This is a genomic window from Tardiphaga sp. 813_E8_N1_3 (genome assembly GCF_051811025.1).
Lineage (GTDB): Bacteria > Pseudomonadota > Alphaproteobacteria > Rhizobiales > Xanthobacteraceae > Tardiphaga.
Window position 1 is genome coordinate 2,969,532 of sequence record NZ_JBPWQE010000001.1, and the last position, 20,594, is coordinate 2,990,125.

General features: G+C 62.0%; 20 protein-coding genes. 1 reads left to right on the forward strand and 19 read right to left on the reverse strand.

The genetic code is table 11. From position 1 onward, the window contains the following. The first annotated feature begins 659 nt into the window (after positions 1-659). Positions 660-959, forward strand: coding sequence for a DUF3551 domain-containing protein (locus AB8A33_RS14195; RefSeq protein ID WP_439093344.1), 300 nt, complete (start codon positions 660-662; stop codon positions 957-959). A gap of 56 nt (positions 960-1,015) precedes the next feature. Here the strand turns inward: AB8A33_RS14195 and AB8A33_RS14200 are convergent, their stop codons facing one another. From AB8A33_RS14200 to nuoE, 19 genes are all read right to left on the reverse strand, one after another. Then, on the reverse strand, positions 1,016-1,714 hold the full coding sequence (locus AB8A33_RS14200) for an ABC transporter ATP-binding protein (protein WP_068730961.1): 699 nt from the start codon (positions 1,712-1,714) through the stop codon (positions 1,016-1,018). Between the two features lie 9 nt (positions 1,715-1,723). Next, a complete protein-coding gene (locus AB8A33_RS14205) occupies positions 1,724-3,004 on the reverse strand; it encodes a lipoprotein-releasing ABC transporter permease subunit (protein ID WP_439093345.1) in 1,281 nt (426 codons plus the stop codon). Between the two features lie 76 nt (positions 3,005-3,080). Further along, entirely contained in the window at positions 3,081-4,400 is a 1,320-nt protein-coding gene (gene proS, locus AB8A33_RS14210) for a proline--tRNA ligase (RefSeq protein ID WP_439093346.1), read from the reverse strand. 571 nt (positions 4,401-4,971) lie between these two features. Beyond that, on the reverse strand, positions 4,972-5,352 hold the full coding sequence (locus AB8A33_RS14215; RefSeq protein ID WP_439093347.1) for a hypothetical protein: 381 nt from the start codon (positions 5,350-5,352) through the stop codon (positions 4,972-4,974). Between the two features lie 56 nt (positions 5,353-5,408). Then, positions 5,409-5,684, reverse strand: a complete 276-nt coding sequence (locus AB8A33_RS14220; RefSeq protein ID WP_439093348.1) for a DUF1467 family protein — start codon at positions 5,682-5,684, stop codon at positions 5,409-5,411. Positions 5,685-5,691: 7 nt separating this feature from the next. Continuing rightward, complete coding sequence (gene mce, locus AB8A33_RS14225; protein ID WP_068730877.1) at positions 5,692-6,114, reverse strand: methylmalonyl-CoA epimerase; 423 nt, start codon at positions 6,112-6,114, stop codon at positions 5,692-5,694. Between the two features lie 28 nt (positions 6,115-6,142). Further along, positions 6,143-7,807 (reverse strand): ribonuclease J, encoded by a 1,665-nt coding sequence (locus tag AB8A33_RS14230; protein ID WP_439093349.1) that lies wholly within the window; start codon positions 7,805-7,807, stop codon positions 6,143-6,145. Further along, the gene (locus AB8A33_RS14235) at positions 7,804-8,622 is read right to left on the reverse strand and encodes a biotin--[acetyl-CoA-carboxylase] ligase (protein WP_439093350.1); all 819 of its coding nucleotides are present in this window, start codon (positions 8,620-8,622) and stop codon (positions 7,804-7,806) included. Before AB8A33_RS14235 ends, AB8A33_RS14230 begins: the two co-directional genes overlap by 4 nt. Continuing rightward, complete coding sequence (nuoN, locus tag AB8A33_RS14240) at positions 8,623-10,059, reverse strand: NADH-quinone oxidoreductase subunit NuoN (RefSeq protein WP_439093351.1); 1,437 nt, start codon at positions 10,057-10,059, stop codon at positions 8,623-8,625. A 25-nt stretch (positions 10,060-10,084) separates the two neighbouring features. Further along, positions 10,085-11,590, reverse strand: coding sequence for an NADH-quinone oxidoreductase subunit M (locus AB8A33_RS14245; RefSeq protein ID WP_439093352.1), 1,506 nt, complete (start codon positions 11,588-11,590; stop codon positions 10,085-10,087). Positions 11,591-11,604: 14 nt separating this feature from the next. Next, on the reverse strand, positions 11,605-13,689 hold the full coding sequence (gene nuoL / locus AB8A33_RS14250; RefSeq protein WP_439093353.1) for an NADH-quinone oxidoreductase subunit L: 2,085 nt from the start codon (positions 13,687-13,689) through the stop codon (positions 11,605-11,607). Positions 13,690-13,696: 7 nt separating this feature from the next. Beyond that, entirely contained in the window at positions 13,697-14,005 is a 309-nt protein-coding gene (gene nuoK, locus AB8A33_RS14255; protein WP_068730883.1) for an NADH-quinone oxidoreductase subunit NuoK, read from the reverse strand. Continuing rightward, positions 14,002-14,640, reverse strand: coding sequence for an NADH-quinone oxidoreductase subunit J (locus AB8A33_RS14260; protein WP_068730884.1), 639 nt, complete (start codon positions 14,638-14,640; stop codon positions 14,002-14,004). Before AB8A33_RS14260 ends, nuoK begins: the two co-directional genes overlap by 4 nt. Positions 14,641-14,649: 9 nt before the next feature. Beyond that, positions 14,650-15,138, reverse strand: a complete 489-nt coding sequence (gene nuoI, locus AB8A33_RS14265; protein ID WP_439093354.1) for an NADH-quinone oxidoreductase subunit NuoI — start codon at positions 15,136-15,138, stop codon at positions 14,650-14,652. A 7-nt stretch (positions 15,139-15,145) separates the two neighbouring features. Further along, the gene (gene nuoH / locus AB8A33_RS14270; protein WP_089264558.1) at positions 15,146-16,171 is read right to left on the reverse strand and encodes an NADH-quinone oxidoreductase subunit NuoH; all 1,026 of its coding nucleotides are present in this window, start codon (positions 16,169-16,171) and stop codon (positions 15,146-15,148) included. A gap of 4 nt (positions 16,172-16,175) precedes the next feature. Continuing rightward, positions 16,176-18,245 carry an NADH-quinone oxidoreductase subunit NuoG gene (gene nuoG / locus AB8A33_RS14275; RefSeq protein WP_439095939.1) on the reverse strand — a complete coding sequence of 690 codons (2,070 nt, stop codon included), beginning with the start codon at positions 18,243-18,245 and terminating at the stop codon, positions 16,176-16,178. Positions 18,246-18,256: 11 nt separating this feature from the next. Continuing rightward, the gene (gene nuoF, locus AB8A33_RS14280) at positions 18,257-19,582 is read right to left on the reverse strand and encodes an NADH-quinone oxidoreductase subunit NuoF (protein ID WP_439093355.1); all 1,326 of its coding nucleotides are present in this window, start codon (positions 19,580-19,582) and stop codon (positions 18,257-18,259) included. Between the two features lie 11 nt (positions 19,583-19,593). Then, a complete protein-coding gene (locus tag AB8A33_RS14285; RefSeq protein WP_092142251.1) occupies positions 19,594-19,809 on the reverse strand; it encodes a hypothetical protein in 216 nt (71 codons plus the stop codon). Next, the gene (gene nuoE / locus AB8A33_RS14290; RefSeq protein WP_439093356.1) at positions 19,806-20,594 is read right to left on the reverse strand and encodes an NADH-quinone oxidoreductase subunit NuoE; all 789 of its coding nucleotides are present in this window, start codon (positions 20,592-20,594) and stop codon (positions 19,806-19,808) included. The genes AB8A33_RS14285 and nuoE overlap by 4 nt, the downstream gene beginning before the upstream one ends.

Below are 20,594 nucleotides of genomic sequence, written 5' to 3' on the forward strand. Positions count from 1 at the left end.
GGCAGTCATCGACACTGGGGATCGCGGCAGCCTGTTCAGGCCGACTCGCTGCCCCATCGTGATGCCTGCCCCCGGCCAAGTCCATGTGAAACCCGCTCGGGTCCAGAAGCGTCCCCGCATTCCCTAGGGAATGCCTGGTATTCCCCGGGAGCGTTCCCGTATCCACCGGCGAGTGCTTCCCCGGTGTTGCGGCGCCGGCTTTGCAGCCGACCTCCGGGAGCAGGATCAGAGCTGGGGGATCAGTTGCGCCCAGACCGCAATCATGCCCACGAACAGAACGATCGATGCCAGTGCAGCGGCTTCTTCAACAAAGGTCTTCAACATGGTGGCCTCCGTGACTCTCTGGAACATATGAAGAACATTGTTCTCATTCTGTTCCTGGAGTCAAGCAGCCGATCCGGGCGCGTCACGCCTCATATTCCGAATGGTTAAGACGGCGAACCGGCACGCTTCGCGCCCCGCCAGCCAACTCCCTCCCTCCCCGGGATCACCTGCGCCGTATTGCGTCGCATATGCCGAACAAGCCCTGTTACGGCATGTTTCCGACGCCGGATGCGAAGCGGAATGCGGCTTTGTGAGTTGACGAATACCTCTCGGACCGGCTTTGTGCCGGTCAGAGATCACATGCAGCCGGCCATCTGAGTCGGCAGGAGAATTCGATGCGCGCAGCCCTGCTTGCTTTGGTCGCCCTCGGCGCCCTTTCGGCCCTCACTGTCACGCCCGCCACAGCACAGCGCACCGACCCCGGCCCATTCTCCTTCTACACCCCGAGCGGCTATCCGTTCTGCATGCGCTCGCTCTATGGCGACGACGATTGCAGCTACAACACCTATGCCCAGTGCGCAGCAACGGCATCGGGCATCGGCCTGACCTGCTTCGCCAATCCGGCGCTGGCCTATGCGCAGACCTACGCGCCGCAGCAGCCGCGCGTGAAGCGCAAGCGTAAGAGCAGCTACTGAGCGACGGCGCCGTTCGCGGCGCCTCGCCTATGTCTTGAATGAGATAGGTGGCGGGGTCAGTCGAGTTCGACGACCTTGCCGTTTTCCAGCGACACCCGCCGATCCATGCGGCCGGCCAGTTCCATGTTGTGGGTCGCGATCAACATCGCCACCTTGGTCGCCTTCACCAGCTGCATTAGCGCCTTGAAGACGTGATCCGCGGTATGCGGATCGAGATTTCCCGTCGGTTCGTCGGCAAACAGCACGCGCGGTGCATTGGCCACCGCGCGGGCAATCGCAACACGCTGCTGCTCGCCGCCCGACAGCTCCGCAGGGCGATGTGTGATGCGTTCGGCCAGACCCAGATAGGCCAGGATTTCCTTGGCGCGGGCAACCGTCTCGGAGCGCTTCAAGCCGCGGATCATCTGCGGCAGCATGACGTTTTCCAGTGCGGTGAATTCCGGCAGCAGCCGATGTGACTGGTAGACGAAACCGATATCGGTGCGGCGGATCTGGGTGCGCTCGGTGTCCGACAGGCCCGAGGTCGCGGTGCCGCCGACATAGACCTCGCCATCATCCGGGCTCTCGAGCAGGCCGGCAATATGCAGCAGCGTCGACTTGCCCGAGCCGGACGGCGCCACCAGCGCGACCGACTGCCCCGCCCACAATGCCAGCTTGGCATTGTCGAGAATGGTCAGAACGCTTTCGCCCTGGGTGTATTGCCGCTTGATGTCGTGGAGATAGACCACCGGTACATCATCTGCCCCTTGCGCCATATCAGTCACTCACTCGTATCTTAGCGCATCGACGGGATCGAGGCGCGCGGCGCGCCACGACGGGTAGAGGGTCGCCAGGAACGACAGCGTCAGCGCCATGATGACCACCGCGCTGGTTTCGCCGATGTCGACCTCGGCCGGCAGCTTGGACAGGAAATACAGTTCCGGCGAGAACAGCTCCGTGGATGTCATCCACGAGATGAATTGCCGGATCGACTCGATGTTCATGCAGACCAGAAGGCCGACGACGAAGCCGACCAAAGTGCCGACCACGCCGATCGCAGCGCCCGTGATCAGGAACACCCGCATGATCGAGCCTTGAGAGGCACCCATGGTGCGCAGGATCGCGATGTCGCTGCCCTTGTCCTTCACCAGCATGATCAGGCCGGAGACGATGTTCAGCGCCGCCACCAGCACGATCAGCGTCAGGATCAGGAACATGACGTTGCGCTCGACCTGCAGCGCATTGAAGAAGGTCGAGTTGCGCTGCCGCCAATCGACGATGAAGATCGGCCGCCCGGCCGCCTCGGTCACGAGCTTGCGATACTCGTCGATCCTGTCGGGATTGTTGGTGTAGACCTCGATCGAGGTCACGTCAGAGGGACGATTGAAGTATGTCTGCGCCTCGGCCAATGGCATGAACACGAAGGTCGAGTCATATTCCGACATGCCGATCTCGAAGACGGCAGCAACCTTGTAGGGCTTGATGCGCGGTGTCGTGCCCATCGGGGTCACCGCCCCCTTCGGCGAGATCAGCGTGATCATGTCGCCGGCATGGATCGAGAGTTGATCTGCCAGCCGCCGACCGATCGCCACACCCTGCCCGTCATCGAAGCCTTCGAGCGTGCCCTGCTTGATGTTCTTGGCGATCGACGTGAGGTTATTGAGATCGCCAGAGCGGATACCGCGGATAAAGATGCCGGCAGCACCGAACGCGGATGATCCTAGCCCCTGGCCATCCACGACCGGCGCGGCGAGACGAATGCCATTCACGCCGCTGATGCGGTCGGCGACATCCTTCCAGTCGGTCAGAGGACTTTCCAGCGGCTGCACGAGCAGATGTCCGTTAAGACCCAGGATCTTGTCGAGCAGCTCCTTACGGAAGCCGTTCATCACGGCCATCACGATGATCAGCGTGGCGACGCCGAGCATGATGCCGAGGAACGAGAAGCCGGCAATGACGGAGATGAATCCCTCTTTACGGCGTGCGCGGAGATAGCGTCCGGACAGCAGCCATTCGAAGGCGGCGAAGGGTGGGGTTCGAACTGGCTCGCTCATGGCATCATCCATCGCCCGACTCCCATACGAATCGGGCTTATTCTAGCCGCATCGTGAGTGATGCGGCGACCACACAGTGGATAAGTCGTCAGGACGTCAGCTTTGCGACGACCTCGGCGGCACTGATATTCTCACGCGAACCGTCATCGCGCCGCTTCAGCTCGACCTTGCCTTCGGCCAGCCCCTTCGGGCCAACGAGGATCTGCCAGGGCACACCGATCAGGTCGGCAGTCGCAAACTTGCCGCCGGCGCGCTGGTCGGTGTCATCATAGAGCACATCGACGCCCTTGGCCGAGAGCTCCTTGTAGAGCGCCTCGCAGGCCGCATCCGTATCGGCCGCCCCCTGCTTCAGGTTGAGGATGGCGGCACGGAATGGCGCCACTTCCTCGGGCCACTTGATGCCATTCTCGTCGTGGCAGGCCTCGATGATCGCGCCCAGGAGACGCGACACGCCGACGCCATAGGAGCCGCCATGGATCGGCGTCTCCGCCCCATCGGCGCCGGCGACGGTCGCCTTCATCGCGTCGGAATATTTGGTGCCGAAGTAGAAGATCTGGCCGACTTCGATACCGCGGGTGTTGAGCCGCCGCTCGGCCGGCACTTCGCTTTCGAACCGCGCAGCGTCGTGGACGTCTTCGGTCGCCGCATAGATCGAGGTCCACTGATTGATGATGCCCGTGAGATCACCGCTATAATCGACATCGGCCGGCGGAATCGGCAGATCGAGCACGTTCTTGTCGCAGAACACGCCAGACTCGCCGGTCTCGGCGAGCACGATGAATTCGTGGGAGTGATCGCCGCCGATCGGGCCGGTCTCGGCGCGCATCGGGATCGCCTTCAGGCCCATGCGGGCAAAGGTGCGCAGATAGGCGACGAACATCTGATTGTAGGAATGTTTCGCCGCGGCTTCGTCGATGTCGAACGAATAGCCATCCTTCATCAGGAATTCGCGGCCGCGCATCACGCCGAAACGTGGACGCTGCTCGTCGCGGAATTTCCACTGGATGTGATACAGGTTCAGCGGCAGGCTCTTGTAGGACTTCACATAGCCGCGGAAGATCTCGGTGATCATTTCCTCGTTGGTCGGCCCGTAGAGAAGCTCCCGCTTGTGGCGGTCCACGATGCGCAGCATCTCCGGACCATAGGCGTCGTAGCGCCCACTTTCGCGCCAGAGATCGGCCAGCTGTAGCGTCGGCATCAGGAGCTCGATGGCGCCTGCCCGGTTCTGCTCCTCGCGGACGATCTGCTCGATCTTCTTCAACACCCGCAGGCCCAGCGGCAGCCAGGCATAGATGCCAGCGGCCTCCTGTCGGATCATGCCTGCGCGCAGCATCAGACGGTGCGAGACGATCTCCGCTTCCTTCGGCGTTTCCTTGAGAATGGGCAGAAAATAGCGCGACAATCGCATGGTTAGGCCTGGGAATCGGAGGGACACGGGAGAACGCGAGTGAAACCGGATCGGCCGCCAAAATACAAGGGCAACCGGTCGGCCGCCGGATACTCCGCGACTTGAAGCCGGCAATCAGGGCTTAATTCCGTTCGCCTGGCGAATTGCTTCCCAGACTGTCGAATGCCGCCATTTCCAATCTCGGCCAGAGCGACCCCAGCGTGACCGGACATAGCGTAAAAGGCCGCGATTCTACCCTTGGCCTAAATTTTGAACACACATTGCCGAAATTGGTGACAAACAAAAAAAGTTGAGCTACGACTCATGCCTCAGGCGGTTCGTAAGGACAGAGTCTGGTGGTCCAAGTCTCGGGAGGAGCCCTGACGCGCTCAAGCAGCGTCAACCCGCTAAGCAAGGATAAAATCCAAAGTTTGGGGTAATAGGGTCGACACAATTTTCCGAGCAGGGCTGCGGCCCTGCTCTTTTTTTTTCGATGGATTCCCGACAACGATAGCGACGCTTCATATCGTCCGAGACGAAAAAAGGCCGGCATCAATGCCGGCCTTTTTTCGGAGATGCAACGCGCTGCGTACTACAGCGCACCACCCTTCGGCTTGATGCCCGACAGCCACGAACAGACCAGGCCCTGCACCGCGCCGACGATTCCGAATGTGAGGATCTGACGCAGCGGAATCGACACCGACGTCCAGATCAACATCATCGCGATACTCACCACGTAACCGGTCAGCGCCGAGGTCAGCACCTTCGGCCACAGCTGCATCTTGTCTTCGAGGAACCAGTCCTCGAGCCACATGATCAAGGACGGGATGAGGCCGAACCAATAAGCGAAAGGCAAACCCATGATGAAGCCGGGAAAGCCGCCGATGATCCTGCCGCTGGCAATTTCGCGCAGCTCGAAAACCGCAAAGCCGACAGCCGGCCCAAGCAACAGAAAAAGCAGAAAGCGCTTCATGCGTCAGCTCCGTAACGGCACCTGAAAGGATAGACCCCGCAGCTTAAAGATCGCTCTCAGATCGGCACGCCCATCAGCTTCGAGAGCCTCTCGATGTTGAAGTAGTCCATGCGATACGCATACATGCCGACCGCGAACAGCACCGCGGAAATCACCGTGGTCCAGATCAGCTTGCGCCCCATCCGGGCCAGCACAGGCGCACCGGGATCGGTGCCGTCGGTGCCCTCGCCGTCCTCATGCTGGCTGCGCACGCCGAATGGCAGCGTCAGGAACAGCGTGATCCACCAGATGACGAAATAGACCGCGAGCGACGTCGAGATCGTATAGGCCATCGTGCCCTCAGGACTGTTCGATTTCGGAAGCTTGTTCGATCTCTACCAGCGCGCCCGAGAAATCCTTGGGATGCAGGAACAGCACGGGCTTGCCGTGGGCGCCAATCTTCGGCTGGCCGTCGCCAAGCACGCGCGCGCCTTCCTTGATCAGATTATCGCGCGCGGCGATGATGTCAGGCACTTCGTAACAGATGTGATGAATGCCGCCATCGGGATTGCGCTCGACGAATTTGGCGATCGGCGAATCCGCGCCGAGCGGCTGGATGAATTCGATCTTGGTATTCGGCAGCGTCGCGAACACCGTGATGACGCCATGCTCCGGCAGCGGCACGGTCGCGGAAATCTCGGCACCGAAGGCGGTGCCGTAGATCTTCGCAGCTTTCTCCGCATCGGCGACGGCAATCGCCACATGATTGAGCCGGCCCAGCATGGTGTCCTCCGTAGTCTTTGTTTTGCTTTTAGTCTTCGACCTGCAGGATGTGAACGTAGCACATCGTCTTCTTGCCCCATTGATCGGCGAGTGACGAGCGGACAGCGCGTCGCACCGACTCCGCCATCGCATCGGGATCGCGCTTGCGTGCCTTGGGCAGGTTCTCGACTATGTTGACGACGATGTCGAACACGACATCCTCCATCACCTCGCCCTTGAGGTTCTTTTCGGGAATGCCGATCAGGTCGACCGCAGGGTCATCGACCAGTTCGCCCTTCATGGTCACGGCCAGTGCCACGAAAGCACAGCCGGCAAAGGACAGTCGGCGCCGCTCGCTTACAGCGCGGGACTTGGAATCCTCGAGAATGAGGCCGTCCTTGAACATGCGACCAGACGGCAGTTCGTCGATCACAGCGGCATCGCCCGGCGCAAGGCGCACCAGGTCGCCGTTCTTGACGATCATGGTCCGCGGCACGCCGCAGGCGCGCGCGAGCTTGGCATGCTCGTGCAGATGCAGCGCCTCGCCATGGACGGGGATCAGCAATTGAGGCCGTACCCAGGAGATCATGTCGCGCAATTCGTCGCGGCGCGGATGGCCTGACACATGCACCAGCGCATCGCGATCGGTGATCACCTCGATGCCCTGCGTGACAAGACCGTTGATGATGGTGCCGACCGCCTTCTCGTTGCCCGGAATGGTCCGCGACGAGAAGATCACCGTATCGCCCTTGTTGAGGGTCACCATCGGATGATCGTCGCTGGCGATACGCGCCAGCGCCGCGCGCGCTTCACCCTGACTGCCCGTGCACAGCGCCACAACTCTGTCCGGCGGGAAATGGCCGTAATAGTCGGCGTTACGGAACGCCGGCAGTCCATCGAGATAGCCGCATTCGCGGGCCACCTGCACGACGCGCTCCATAGCGCGGCCGACCAGCACCACTTCGCGGCCCGCGGCCTGCGCCGCTTCGGCAACGGCCCGCAACCGCGCCACGTTCGATGCGAAGGTCGTAACGGCGACGCGGCCCTTGGCAGCCTTCACCAGTTTGGTGAGCGTGGCGGCAACCTCCGTTTCGGACGGTGAGCGGCCATCGCGCACCGCATTCGTGGAGTCGCCGATGATGGCCAGTACGCCGGCATCACCGAGTTCGCGCAGCCGCTTTTCGTCGGTTGGCAGGCCGATGATCGGTGTCGGATCGATCTTCCAGTCACCGGTATGTAGCACGGTGCCAAACGGCGTGTGCAGCGCGATGGCGTGGGATTCCGGAATCGAATGCGCAACCGGAATGAACTCGACATCGAACGGGCCGAGATTGATGCGGCCGCCCGATGGCACCACGGTGACGGGGATCTTCGGCGGATTACGCTCGCTGGCGCATTTGGCCTCGAACAATGCGGCGCTGAACTGCGTCGCATAGATCGGGCATTTCAGTTTCGGCCACAGATCGATGATGGCGCCGAAATGGTCCTCATGGGCGTGGGTGAGCACGAGACCAACGAGATTCTTCTTTTCCTTTTCCAGGAAGCGCACATCGGGCATCACCAGATCGATGCCGGGCAGATGTTCCTCGTCGCCGAAATAGACGCCGAGGTCGATCGCCAGCCACTTCCCGGCCAGGCCATAGATCGACAGGTTCATGCCAATCTGGCCGACGCCTCCCAGCGGTGCGAAGGTCAATTCGTTGGGTCGCGTCATTTGCGTGCTGTCCTTGTCGACGCGGCCGATCCGAAATGAACGTCGCCGGCGGTAATAGGGATTCGCCGGCGATCCGCTGTCGCGACAATCATACAACCGGCCTCATCAATGGTGTCGAAAATTCCCGAAATCGTCTGTACCCCGTTGTCCACGGACACCGGCTGACCGATCCCTGCTGCGCGTTCCAGCCACTGCCGCCGGATCTCGGCAAACCCGCGGCCGGAATCCCAGATGCCGCGCATCTCCTGCCAGGTGTCCGAAAGCGCCGCAAACAGGTCTTCGGCGCTGGCGCCGACGCCCATCGCATGCAGGCAAGCAACCGGATAAGGCATATTGTCGGGGGCGGCCACCACATTGGTGCCGATGCCGACGACAACAGCAAGCTGGCCGTTCGGCGCTACCTCCGCCTCCAGATTCATTCCGACAAGCTTATGTCCGCCTGCCAGAACGTCGTTCGGCCATTTCAGCCGATAATCATTCGCGGCCGACTGCGGCGCCCGCATCGCGGCTTCGACGCTGATCTGTCGGAGCGCTTTCTCAACGGCAACGCCGGCGGCGAAGCCCAGTGTCGCCGCAACTGAGGGCGTCACGTCAAGAACTTCGAGGACCGAGCTGGCGAGGTTCCCGCGGGGAGCGACCCACGGCCGATGCCGTCGCCCACGTCCCGCGGTCTGTTCCGTTGTGACAAACCACATCGGACCGCGCTCGCCTGCGCGCGCGCGGTCCATGGCTTCCGTATTGGTCGAACCGGTTGTGTCGAATGCGGCGAGCTTCGTGCCCGCCGCGAGGGCTCGGGGACCGAGCGAAAATACCATCTAGAACAGCGACTTCGCTGCGAATGCCGCCGCGCTGACCAGAGGCGCCGGATAGACGAAGAACAGCACGTTGAAGAGACCCGCCACAGCCAGCACCGTGCGCAGCTCGACGCGCATCGGATCGAGCTTCCCGACCGGCTCGTCGAAATACATCAGCTTCACGATGGACAGGTAGTAGAACGCGCCCACCACGCTGGCCAACACACCGACCACGGCCAGTACGAACAGGCCCGACTTGATGGCCGCCATGAAGACGTAGAACTTGCCGAAGAAGCCGGCCAGCGGCGGCACGCCTGCCAGCGAGAACAGGAACATCGCGAAGAAGAAGGCGATGATCGGATTGGTGCGCGACAGGCCAGCGAAGTCCTTGATCGTCTCAACGGCCTGGCCGTTGCGCTTCATGGTCAGGATGATGGCGAAGGTGCCGAGGGTCATCGCGACATAGATCGCGATATAGACCAGCACGCCCTGGGCGCCCTCCTGCGTGCCGGCGGCAAGGCCGACCAGCGCGAAGCCCATATGGCCGATCGACGAATAGGCCATCAGGCGCTTGATGTTGCTCTGGCCGATGGCCGCGAACGAGCCCAGCACCATCGAGGCCAGCGATACGAACACCACGACCTGCTGCCACTGCACGACGATGCCCGGGAACGCCGTCAGCGCGACACGGGTGAACACAGCGAGTGCTGCGACCTTCGGGGCCGAGGCGAAGAAGGCGGTGACGGGCGTCGGTGCGCCCTCATAGACGTCCGGCGTCCACATGTGGAACGGCACGGCCGAGACCTTGAAACAGAGGCCGGCAAGCAGAAAAACCAAGCCGAACACCAGGCCGATATTGCCGGTCTTGGCTTCGGCGGCGATGCCGACGAAAGACACCGTGCCGGTAAAGCCGTAGATCATAGAAGCGCCGTAGAGCAGCATGCCGGACGACAGCGCACCGAGCACAAAATACTTCAAACCGGCTTCGGTCGACTTTGCATTGTCGCGGTTGGAGGCTGCGACGACATAGAGCGAAAGGCTCATCAGTTCGAGGCCGAGATAGAGCATGATCAGGTCGCCGGCCGAGATCAGCACCATCATGCCGAGCGTCGAGAGCAGCACCAGGATGGCGTATTCGAAAATGCGACGGGACTGGTCCGCGAGGAATTCACGCGACAGGATCAGCGTCACGGCCGACGCGATGATCGCCAACACCTTCAGGAAGCGCGCATAATCGTCGACGATGAAGCTGCCGGCGAAGGTGACATGCTTGCCCGCGGGCAGCATGATTTCAGCCGCGCCGACCACCACCAACAGGCAGACGGCGAGCGTGGTGATCAGGCCTGTGACCTTCGGTCCGTTGAAGGCACCGATCATCAGCAGCGCCATGGCGCCAACCGCGAGCATCAGCTCCGGCAGTACGGGCAGCAGGGAATATCCGGCGGTCGTAATCGTCATTGCGCGTTATCCTGATCTGCTGCGGTCATTGCAGCAGCGCGGCTGCCTTCACGGCAGACGTTGCAGCAGCGTAATTGTTAACGAGGAGCTGGATCGAAGCCGCCGACATGTCGAGCACCGGCTTCGGATAGACTCCGAACAGAATGGTGAGAATGACCAGTGGCACCAGCACCAGGCCTTCCCGGAACGTGATGTCCTTGATGCCCTGCAGCGCAGGCTTGGTCAGTTCACCGAACACGACCTTGCGGTACAGCCACAGCGCATAGGCCGCCGACAGGATCACGCCGATGCTGGCGAATGTCGCCGTCGGGATCGAGACCTTGAAGGTGCCGATCAGCGTCAGGAATTCACCGACGAAGCCGGAGGTGCCGGGCAGACCGACATTGGCCATGGTGAACACCATGAACAGCGCTGCATAGATCGGCATCCGGTTGACGAGGCCGCCATAGGCCGCGATCTCGCGGGTATGCAGGCGGTCGTAAACGACGCCGACGCAGAGGAACAGCGCACCCGAGACGATGCCGTGCGACACCATCTGGAACACTGCGCCGGAGACGCCCTGTGTCGTGCCGGCGAAGATGCCCATGGTCACATAGCCCATATGCGCGACCGACGAGTAAGCGATCAGCTTCTTGATGTCTTCCTGCATCAGCGCGACCAGCGACGTGTAGACGATCGCGATCACAGAGAGCGTCCAGACCATCGGCGTGAAATAGAGAGAGGCATCCGGGAACATCGGCAGCGAGAAGCGCAGGAAGCCGTAACCGCCCATCTTCAGCATGATCGCAGCCAGCACGACTGAACCTGCCGTCGGCGCTTCCACATGCGCGTCAGGCAGCCAGGTGTGCACTGGCCACATCGGCATCTTGACCGCGAAGGACGCGAAGAATGCCAGCCACGCCCATGTCTGCAGGCTGCGCGGCACGGCCGTGTGCATCAGCGTCGGGATGTCGGTTGTGCCCGCATTCCAGTACAGCGCCATGATGGCCAGCAGCATCAGTACCGAGCCGAGGAACGTGTAGAGGAAGAACTTGAACGAGGCGTAGACGCGGCGCGGGCCGCCCCAGATGCCGATGATCAGGAACATCGGGATCAGGCCGCCTTCGAAGAACAGATAGAACAGCACCAGATCCAGCGCCGAGAAGGTGCCGATCATCAGCGTTTCCAGGAACAGGAACGCGATCATGTATTCGCGGACGCGCTTGGTGACCGACTTCCAGCTGCACAGGATGCAGAACGGCATCAGGGCCGTGGTCAGGATCACGAAGGGCAGCGAAATGCCGTCCACGCCCATATGGTAGTTGATGGTCGCGGCCAGCCAGGGCGCCTTTTCGACAAACTGGAAGTCGCCGTTCGACGGGTCGAAGCGCATCACCAGGATCAGCGAGACCGCAAAAGTGATCAGCGTGGTCCAGAGCGCGATCCAGCGCGCATTGCCCTGCGCAGCCTCATCATCGCCGCGGCTGAGATAGATCAGGATCGCGCCGACGATCGGCAGGAAGGTGACGACCGAAAGAACCGGCCATGTCATGACGGACGCCATTGTTACTGGCCCCCCAGGCCGAAGATAAACCAGGTGATCAACCCGGCGACGCCGATCAGCATCGCGAAGGCATAGTGATAGAGGTAGCCGGTCTGCAGCTTCACCACGCCGCGCGTGATATTGAGCACGCGGGCCGAGACACCATCAGGCCCGAGGCCGTCGATGATCATGCCGTCGCCCTTCTTCCAGAGGAAGTGGCCGATCCACTTGGCCGGGCGGACGAAGATGATCTCGTAGAGCTCGTCGAAGTACCACTTGTTGAGCAGGAACTTGTAGAGCAGCGGATGCTGGTTCGCGAGCTCGACAGGCAAATACGGCTTGCGAACATAGAACAGATACGAAATCAGGAAACCGAGCACCATCATCACGGTCGGCACATACGGCACCCAGCCCGGGATGTGATGCATCTCTTCGATGATGTGCGGGTTCATCTTCAGCGATTCCCGGAAGAACTCGCCGACGTGATGACCGGCAAACAGCTCCTTGAACGGGAAGCCTGCGGCGAATGATCCGATGCCCAGCACGGCCAGCGGGACCAGCATCCACAGCGGCGCTTCATGCGCTGCATCGTAGTGCTTCTTGTCGTGCGGCTCGCCATGGAACGTCTTGAACACCAGACGCCACGAATAGAACGAGGTCAGCAGCGCCGCGACCACGGTCATCAGGAAGCCGTAGAAGGCGAACTGGGTGTGCGAGGCGTAAGCCGCTTCGATGATCGCGTCCTTCGAGAAGTAGCCGGCCGTGAACGGGAATCCGGTCAGCGCCAGCGTACCGATGGTCATCATCGCGTACGTGAACGGGATCTTGTTCCACAGGCCACCCATCTTCCGGATGTCCTGTTCGTGATGCATCGCGTAGATCACCGAGCCCGAGCCCAGGAACAGTAGCGCCTTGAAGAAGGCGTGCGTGAACAGGTGGAACATGGCGACCGAGTAAGCCCCCGTCCCCAGCGCCACGAACATGTAGCCGAGCTGCGAACAGGTCGAGTAAGCGACGATGCGCTTAATGTCGTTCTGCACCAGACCGATGGTCGCGGCGAAGAATGCAGTGGTCGCGCCGACCAGCATCACGACGGCCTGCGCGTTCGGCGCGAGCTCGAACAACGGCGACATGCGCGCCACCATGAAGACGCCCGCGGTGACCATGGTCGCCGCGTGGATCAGCGCCGACACAGGCGTCGGGCCTTCCATCGCGTCCGGCAACCAAGTGTGCAGCAGGAACTGGGCCGACTTGCCCATCGCGCCGACGAACAGCAGCAGACAGGTCAGTGTCAGCGCATCGGCGTGCCAGCCGAAGAAGTTGATCGTCTTGCCGGTCAGGCCAGGCGCGCTGGCAAAGATGGTGTCGAGATCGGTCGAGCCGACCAGCATGAACAGCGCGAAGATGCCCAGCAGGAAGCCGAAGTCGCCGACGCGATTGACCACGAAGGCCTTGATCGCCGCCGCATTGGCCGAGGGCTTCTTGAACCAGAAACCGATCAGCAGGTAGCTGGCCAGACCCACGCCTTCCCAGCCGAAGAACAGCTGCAGCAGGTTATCCGCGGTCACCAGCATCAACATCATGAAGGTGAACAGCGACAGATACGCCATGAAGCGCGGCCGGTTCGGATCGTCTTCCATATAGCCGAGCGAATAGATGTGCACGAGCGACGACACCGTGGTGACGACGACCAGCATCACAGCGGTCAGCGTGTCGACGCGCAGCGTCCAGGACAGCTGCAGGTCGCCCGAATTGATCCAGTTCAGCAGTACGACGCGGGCATCGTGATGCATGAAGGCGACATCGACGAAGGTCATCCAGGACAGCACCGCCGACACCACCAGCAGACCGGCAGTGATCAGCTCGGCCGCACGCGAGCCGAACGCGGCCGGCTCGGCAACATGGTGATGGTCGTCGTGATCATCGTGACCATGATCGTCATGCCCATGCGCAGCATGTGCATGCGCGCTGGCATCGCCGTGACCGTGGTCGTCATGCGCATGGTCCATCTCGTCGCCGCTCGGGTTACGCCCATGCGCACCCAGGATGGCGATGAAGCCTGCGATCAGCGCGCCGATCAGCGGCAGGAATACGAGAGCCTGGATCATAACTGGCTCAGCCCTTCATCAGATTGACGTCTTCAACCGCGATCGAGCCGCGGTTGCGGAAATAGACCACCAGCACGGCGAGACCGATCGCTGCTTCCGCAGCGGCCACGGTCAGCACAAGCAGCGCGAACACCTGCCCGACGATGTCGCCGAGGAAGGTCGAGAACGCCACCATGTTGATGTTGACGGCGAGCAGGATCAGCTCGATCGACATCAGGATGACGATGATGTTCTTGCGGTTCAGGAAGATGCCGAGAATGCCCAGCGTGAACAGGATCGCTGCGACCGCCAGATAGTGTCCGAGACCGATCGTCATTTGACCCAGCTCCCCGCGTCGGCGTCCTGCAGGCCCTGCCCGGTCGCGACCTTGCGCACTTCCATCGCCAGTTCCGGATTGCGCGCGTTCTGAACATTGATGTCCTGGCGCCGCACTTTGACCTTGTGACGCAGCGTCAGCACGATCGCGCCGATCATCGCCACCAGCAGCACCATGCCGGCCAGCTGGAAGTAATGGATGTACTTCGTATAGAGCACGAGGCCGAGCGCCTCGGTATTGCTCACATTCGTCGGGATCGCCGCCGTAATCGACTTGGTGACGTTCGGGTTCATCACCCAGCCACCTGCGACCAGCAGCAATTCGGCAAGGAAGATCGCACCGATCACGAGACCAAAGGGCAGATACTGAATGAAGCCTTCGCGCAGCTGCGTGAAGTCGACGTCGAGCATCATGATGACGAACAGGAACAGCACCGCGACGGCGCCGACATAGACGACGATCAGCAGCATCGCCAGGAATTCGGCGCCCATCAGCACGAACAGGCCCGAGGCGTTGACGAATGCCAGGATCAGGAACAGCACGGAATGCACGGGATTGCGCGAGGCAATCACCATGACCGCGGAAGCCACGCAGATGCTGGCGAACAGATAGAAGAACAGTGCGGGAAGGATCATCTGGTCACCTTACCGGTACGGCGCGTCGAGTTCGATTGACTTCGCAATCTCGCGCTCCCAGCGGTCGCCGTTGGCGAGCAATTTCGCCTTGTCATAATAGAGTTCCTCACGCGTCTCGGTGGCGAACTCGAAGTTCGGTCCCTCGACGATCGCATCCACCGGACAAGCCTCCTGGCACAGTCCGCAATAGATGCATTTCACCATGTCCAGGTCGTAGCGCACGGTACGGCGCGTACCATCGTTGCGGCGCGGGCCGGCTTCGATGGTGATGGCCTGTGCCGGACACACCGCTTCGCAGAGCTTGCAGGCGATGCAGCGCTCTTCACCGTTCGGATAGCGGCGCAATGCATGCTCGCCACGGAAACGCGGCGAGATCGGCCCCTTCTCGAACGGATAGTTCAGCGTCGGCTTCGGCTTGAAGAAATACCGCATGGCGAGGACGAACGCCGAAACGAACTCCGCCAGCAGAAGCGAATGAGCTGTTGCCCTGATATTCATAGTGACCTCATTTCGGAGCAAGACCCCCGAATTGCAGCACGGCAGCGACGATGATGACGTACGCCAACGACAGCGGCAGAAACACCTTCCAGCCCAGACGCATCAGCTGGTCGTAGCGGTAGCGCGGCACGATCGCCTTCGCCATCGCAATCAGGAAGAACATGAACATCACCTTGATGGCGAACCAAATGATGCCTGGCACCCAGGTGAATGGCGCGAACGGGATCGGCGACAGCCAGCCGCCCAAAAAGAGGATCGTTGCCAGCGCGCACATGGTGACGATGGCAACATATTCGCCGAGCATGAACAGCAGATACGGGGTCGAGCCGTATTCGGTCATGAAGCCCGCGACCAGTTCCGATTCCGCTTCGACGAGGTCGAAGGGCGGACGGTTGGTTTCAGCCAGCGCCGAGACGTAGAAGATCACGAACATCGGGAACAGCGGGATCCAGTACCAGCCCAGAATGCCCCACTTCGAATCCTGCGCGGCGACGATGGCCGTCAGGTTCAGCGAACCGACGCAGAGCAAGACGGTGATGATGACGAAGCCGATCGAAACTTCGTAGGACACCATCTGCGCGGCGGCGCGCAGCGCCGACAGGAACGGATATTTCGAGTTCGACGACCAGCCGGCCATGATGATGCCGTAGACCGACAGCGACGAGATCGCGAAAATATAGAGCACACCGACATTGATGTCGGAAATGACCCAGCCGAGATCCATCGGGATCACCGCCCAGGCCGCCAGCGCGAGCACGCAGGACACCAGCGGCGCCAGCAGGAACACACCCTTGTTGGAGCTGGAAGGAACCACCGGCTCCTTCAACACGAATTTCAGCAAGTCCGCGAAGGATTGCAGCAGGCCGAATGGCCCGACCACGTTGGGGCCACGGCGGATCTGTACCGCCGCCCAGATCTTGCGGTCAGCCAGCAGGATGTAGGCAATCGCAATTAAGAGCACCACGAGCACAAGGAGGCTCTGCGCGACCATGATGATCAGCGGCCACAGGGTGCTTGTCCAGAATTCAGCCATCGGTTTACTCCGCCGCCGTCAGCATCTGGCCAGAGGCCAGGCGGGAGCATTCCGCCATGATGGCTGACGCACGCGCGATCGGGTTGGTCAGGTAGAAGTCCTCAACGGAGGCCTTGAACGGTGTCTTGTCGACAGTGCCGCCCTTGCCCGCAAGGGTCTTGATCGCACCGGCATCGCCGGCCTCGATCTGATCGATGCGCATCAGGTGCGGTGCAGCCTTGAAGATCGCCTGCCGCAACGCAGTCAGCGAGTCGTAAGGCAGTTTGTGGCCGAGCACGTCGGACAATGCGCGGATCACCGCCCAGTCCTCGCGGGCATCGCCCGGCGGGAAACCGGCGCGCTCCGCCATCTGCACGCGGCCTTCGGTGTTGACGAAGATGCCGGACTTCTCGGTATAGGCCGCACCCGGCAGGATCACGTCGGCGCGATGCGCTCCGCGGTCACCATGGGTGCCGATATAGACCACGAAGGTGCCGTCGGCGACTTTCACGTCGTCGGCGCCGAGCGAGAACAGCACGTCGAGCGAACCGGCCGACGTCATCTGCGCGAGGCTCAGGCTGCCCGCGGTCGGCGCGAAGCCGATATCGAGCGCGCCGACCGTCGAGGCAGCCGTCTGCAGCACCGCAAAACCGTTCCAGCCGTCCTTGATAACACCGAAGTCCGAAGCGAGCTTGGCAGCCGCCGCGAGTACCGCAGCGCCATCGGCACGTGCGGCCACACCGGCGCCAACCAGCACGATCGGATGCTTGGCGTTCTTCAGCACATCGGCGAAGGCGTTCTTGCCGGCGGCGAGTTCGGCCAGCGAGTCCGTGCCGGCACCGAGATAGTCGTAGCGATAGGTCAGATCGGCCTTCTCGCCGATCACGCCGACCTTCAACGCACCGGTGCGCCATGCCTTGCGGATGCGCGCGTTGAGAACGGCGGCTTCCTTGCGCGGGTTGGCGCCCACGATCAGCAGTGCATCGGCCTGCTCGATGCCAGCGATGGTCGGGTTGAAAATGTAGGATGCGCGGCCGGAGGCCGCATCGAAAGCGCCCGCGCTCTGGGTCGCCAGATTGGCCGACCCCATGCTTGCGAGCAGTTGCTTCAGCGCGAACATTTCCTCGACGGCGGCCAGATCGCCCGCGATGGCGCCGATCTTCTTGCTGCCGGCAACCTTTGCAGCGATGGCACTGAAAGCTTCAGCCCAAGTCACAGCACGCAGCTTGCCGTTGTCGCGGATATAGGGACGATCGAGGCGCTGTGTGCGCAGGCCGTCGACGATGTGGCGCGTCTTGTCCGAGATCCATTCCTCGTTCACCGCCTCGTTGACGCGCGGCAGGATGCGCATCACTTCGCGGCCACGGGTATCGACACGGATCGCCGAACCGACGGCGTCCATCACGTCGATGGACTGGGTCTTGCCGAGCTCCCACGGACGCGCAGCGAAAGCGTAAGGCTTCGAGGTCAGCGCGCCGACCGGGCAGATATCGACCAGGTTGCCCTGCAGCTCCGAGGTCAGCGCCGTTTCGAGGAACGAGGTGATTTCCATGTCCTCGCCGCGACCGGTCGCGCCCATCTCCGGCACGCCGCAGATTTCGGCGGCGAAGCGGACGCAGCGCGTGCACTGGATGCAGCGGTTCATCGAGGTCTTGACCAGCGCGCCGAGATACTTGTCTTCAACCGCGCGCTTGTTTTCGGCAAAGCGCGATGTGTCGACGCCATAGCCCATCGCCTGGTCCTGCAGATCGCATTCGCCGCCCTGATCGCAGATCGGGCAATCCAGCGGGTGGTTGATCAGCAGGAATTCCATCACGCCTTCGCGTGCCTTCTTGACCATCGGCGAACGGGTCGAGATTTCCGGCGGCTCACCCTTCGGGCCCGGACGGCAATCGCGCACGCCCCAGGCGCAGCTCGCGACCGGCTTCGGTCCGCCCTTCACTTCGACCAGGCACATGCGGCAGTTGCCGGCGATTGACAGGCGCTCGTGATAGCAGAAGCGCGGGATTTCGGCGCCGGCGGCTTCACACGCCTGCAGCAGCGTGTATTCCGCGGGGACCTCGATCTCTTTGCCGTCGATGATCAGTTTCGTCATAGCCATGCGCCCTACTCCGCCGCGACCAGATGCGCGGGATCGAGGATGCCCTGATCGTCGAGCGTGGCCTTGCGGCTGAACTCTTCGATGCGGCGTTCGATCTCCGGGCGGAAGGCGCGGATCAGGCCCTGCACCGGCCACGCAGCGGCATCGCCGAGTGCGCAGATGGTGTGGCCTTCAACCTGCTTGGTGACTTCGAGCAGCATGTCGATCTCGCGCTTGTGGGCGCGGCCCTCGACCATGCGGCTCAGCACGCGCCACATCCAGCCGGTGCCTTCACGGCACGGCGTGCACTGGCCGCAGCTCTCATGCTTGAAGAAGTAGCTGATGCGGGCAATCGCGGCGATGACGTCGGTGGACTTGTCCATGACGATGACGCCGGCGGTGCCGAACGACGACTTCACTGCGCGTGTGCCGTCGAAATCCATGATGAGTTCTTCACAATCCGCAGCCGGAATCATCGGGCACGACGCACCGCCGGGAATGATCGCCAAGAGATTGTCCCAGCCGCCGCGAATGCCGCCGCCGTGCTTCTCGATCAGCTCACGGAACGGAATGCTCATGGCGTCCTCGACGACGCAAGGCGTGTTGACGTGACCCGAGATGCCGTAAAGCTTGGTGCCGACATTGTTCGGCCGGCCGATCGAGGCGAACCACGCCGCGCCGCGACGCAGGATGTCTGGCGCAACCGCAATCGACTCCACGTTGTTCACCGTGGTCGGGCAGCCGTAGAGACCGACATTCGCCGGGAATGGCGGCTTCAGGCGCGGCTGGCCCTTCTTGCCTTCAAGGCTTTCGAGCAGTGCAGTCTCTTCGCCGCAGATATACGCGCCGGCACCGTGCGCGACATAGAGATCGAACGGGAAGCCGTGGATGTTGTTCTTGCCGATCAGATTGGCCTCATAGGCCTGATCGATCGCCGCCTGCAGATGCTCGCGCTCGCGGATAAATTCGCCGCGGACATAGATGTAACCGACATGGGCGCCCATGGCGCAGCCGGCGATCAGGCAGCCTTCGACTAGCGTATGCGGATCGTGGCGCATGATCTCGCGGTCTTTGCAGGTGCCTGGCTCGGACTCGTCGGCATTGACGACGAGATAGCTCGGGCGACCGTCGGCATTGTCCTTCGGCATGAAGGACCACTTCATACCGGTTGGGAAACCTGCACCGCCGCGGCCACGCAGGCCCGACGCCTTCATCTCGTTGACGATCCAGTCGCGGCCCTTGTCGATGATGGCCTTGGTGCCATCCCAGCCGCCGCGGCGGCGTGCGCCGGCGAGGCCCCAGTCATCGAGGCCGTAGAGATTGCGGAAGATGCGGTCGTTGTCGTCGAGCATGGCTTCCTCGATCAGCGATTGGATTGCTTGAAGGCGAGCATCGCGGCGCAACCGCCGAACACAACGGCCCACAACAGACTTGATTCAAGCGTGGCGTTCAAAAAGAAGCGCTGCAGCGAGAAAATGAACGCAGCTGCGACCATCGTATGCAGTGCGATGTAGAGCCACTTGTTCATTGCCGCGTCCCCCGACAGCGTTGCAAATTTCATCGACAGCGCGCGCGTCATTTCTTCGGCTCCTTGGGAGCACCACCCTTCGGCGGATTGGTCTTGGTCGCGTCGGCAGCCGGCGGCTTCGGCGCCGGGCGCTCCTGCACATTGGCCGACTCGGTCTGCTTCTTCGGCTCGGCATCGGCGAGCACGGGTTCCTTCGGCATATCCAGAACCTTGGTGTAGGTGGCAGCGCCACCGCTCGTCATCACGCGCGCACCACCCTCGGGCGCTGCGAACTGACGGCCGATCTGCGAACCCGGCTTCGGCGGCGTGCCGGCGGCGAAACCGTCGATCAGCTTGTTCATGCTCTCTTTGGTGAGGTCTTCGTAGGTGTCGCTCCAGATCATCGCCATCGGGGCGTTGACGCAGGCGCCGAGGCACTCGACCTCTTCCCAGCTGAAATCGCCATCTGCGGACAGATGGAACGGGTCGTGATGGATGCGATGCTGACAGACGTCGATCAGATCGCCGGCGCCGCGCAGCATGCAAGGCGTGGTGCCGCAGACCTGAATGTGAGCCTTCTTGCCGACCGGCTGCAGCTGGAACTGGGTATAGAAGGTCGCGACTTCGAGCACGCGGATATAGGGCATTTCCAGCATGTCGGCGACGACGCGGATCGCGGCTTCTGACACCCAGCCAGCCTGTTGTTCCTGCGCACGCCACAGGATCGCGATCACGGCCGATGCCTGACGGCCGGGCGGATAATGCGTGATCTGCTCCTTCGCCCACGCCAGATTCTCAGGCGTGAATTCAAACGAAGCGGGCTGAACTTCTTTCGGAGCCAAACGGCGGACGGACAT

Bases quoted from the DNA above. Each gene is read 5' to 3' on its own strand.
- nuoF (WP_439093355.1), bottom strand. From the start codon at position 19,582: ATGCTCGACGACAACGACCGCATCTTCCGCAATCTCTACGGCCTCGAT.
- AB8A33_RS14260 (WP_068730884.1), bottom strand. From the start codon at position 14,640: ATGATCCTTCCCGCACTGTTCTTCTATCTGTTCGCCAGCATCTGCGTG.
- nuoG (WP_439095939.1), bottom strand. From the start codon at position 18,245: ATGACGAAACTGATCATCGACGGCAAAGAGATCGAGGTCCCCGCGGAA.
- nuoN (WP_439093351.1), bottom strand. From the start codon at position 10,059: ATGACGATTACGACCGCCGGATATTCCCTGCTGCCCGTACTGCCGGAG.
- nuoI (WP_439093354.1), bottom strand. From the start codon at position 15,138: ATGAATATCAGGGCAACAGCTCATTCGCTTCTGCTGGCGGAGTTCGTT.
- AB8A33_RS14235 (WP_439093350.1), bottom strand. From the start codon at position 8,622: ATGGTATTTTCGCTCGGTCCCCGAGCCCTCGCGGCGGGCACGAAGCTC.
- AB8A33_RS14205 (WP_439093345.1), bottom strand. From the start codon at position 3,004: ATGGATGATGCCATGAGCGAGCCAGTTCGAACCCCACCCTTCGCCGCC.
- proS (WP_439093346.1), bottom strand. From the start codon at position 4,400: ATGCGATTGTCGCGCTATTTTCTGCCCATTCTCAAGGAAACGCCGAAG.
- mce (WP_068730877.1), bottom strand. From the start codon at position 6,114: ATGCTGGGCCGGCTCAATCATGTGGCGATTGCCGTCGCCGATGCGGAG.
- AB8A33_RS14215 (WP_439093347.1), bottom strand. From the start codon at position 5,352: ATGAAGCGCTTTCTGCTTTTTCTGTTGCTTGGGCCGGCTGTCGGCTTT.
- AB8A33_RS14220 (WP_439093348.1), bottom strand. From the start codon at position 5,684: ATGGCCTATACGATCTCGACGTCGCTCGCGGTCTATTTCGTCATCTGG.
- AB8A33_RS14285 (WP_092142251.1), bottom strand. From the start codon at position 19,809: ATGACGCGCGCGCTGTCGATGAAATTTGCAACGCTGTCGGGGGACGCG.
- AB8A33_RS14195 (WP_439093344.1), top strand. From the start codon at position 660: ATGCGCGCAGCCCTGCTTGCTTTGGTCGCCCTCGGCGCCCTTTCGGCC.
- nuoL (WP_439093353.1), bottom strand. From the start codon at position 13,689: ATGATCCAGGCTCTCGTATTCCTGCCGCTGATCGGCGCGCTGATCGCA.
- nuoH (WP_089264558.1), bottom strand. From the start codon at position 16,171: ATGGCTGAATTCTGGACAAGCACCCTGTGGCCGCTGATCATCATGGTC.
- nuoE (WP_439093356.1), bottom strand. From the start codon at position 20,594: ATGTCCGTCCGCCGTTTGGCTCCGAAAGAAGTTCAGCCCGCTTCGTTT.
- AB8A33_RS14200 (WP_068730961.1), bottom strand. From the start codon at position 1,714: ATGGCGCAAGGGGCAGATGATGTACCGGTGGTCTATCTCCACGACATC.
- AB8A33_RS14230 (WP_439093349.1), bottom strand. From the start codon at position 7,807: ATGACGCGACCCAACGAATTGACCTTCGCACCGCTGGGAGGCGTCGGC.
- AB8A33_RS14245 (WP_439093352.1), bottom strand. From the start codon at position 11,590: ATGACATGGCCGGTTCTTTCGGTCGTCACCTTCCTGCCGATCGTCGGC.
- nuoK (WP_068730883.1), bottom strand. From the start codon at position 14,005: ATGACGATCGGTCTCGGACACTATCTGGCGGTCGCAGCGATCCTGTTC.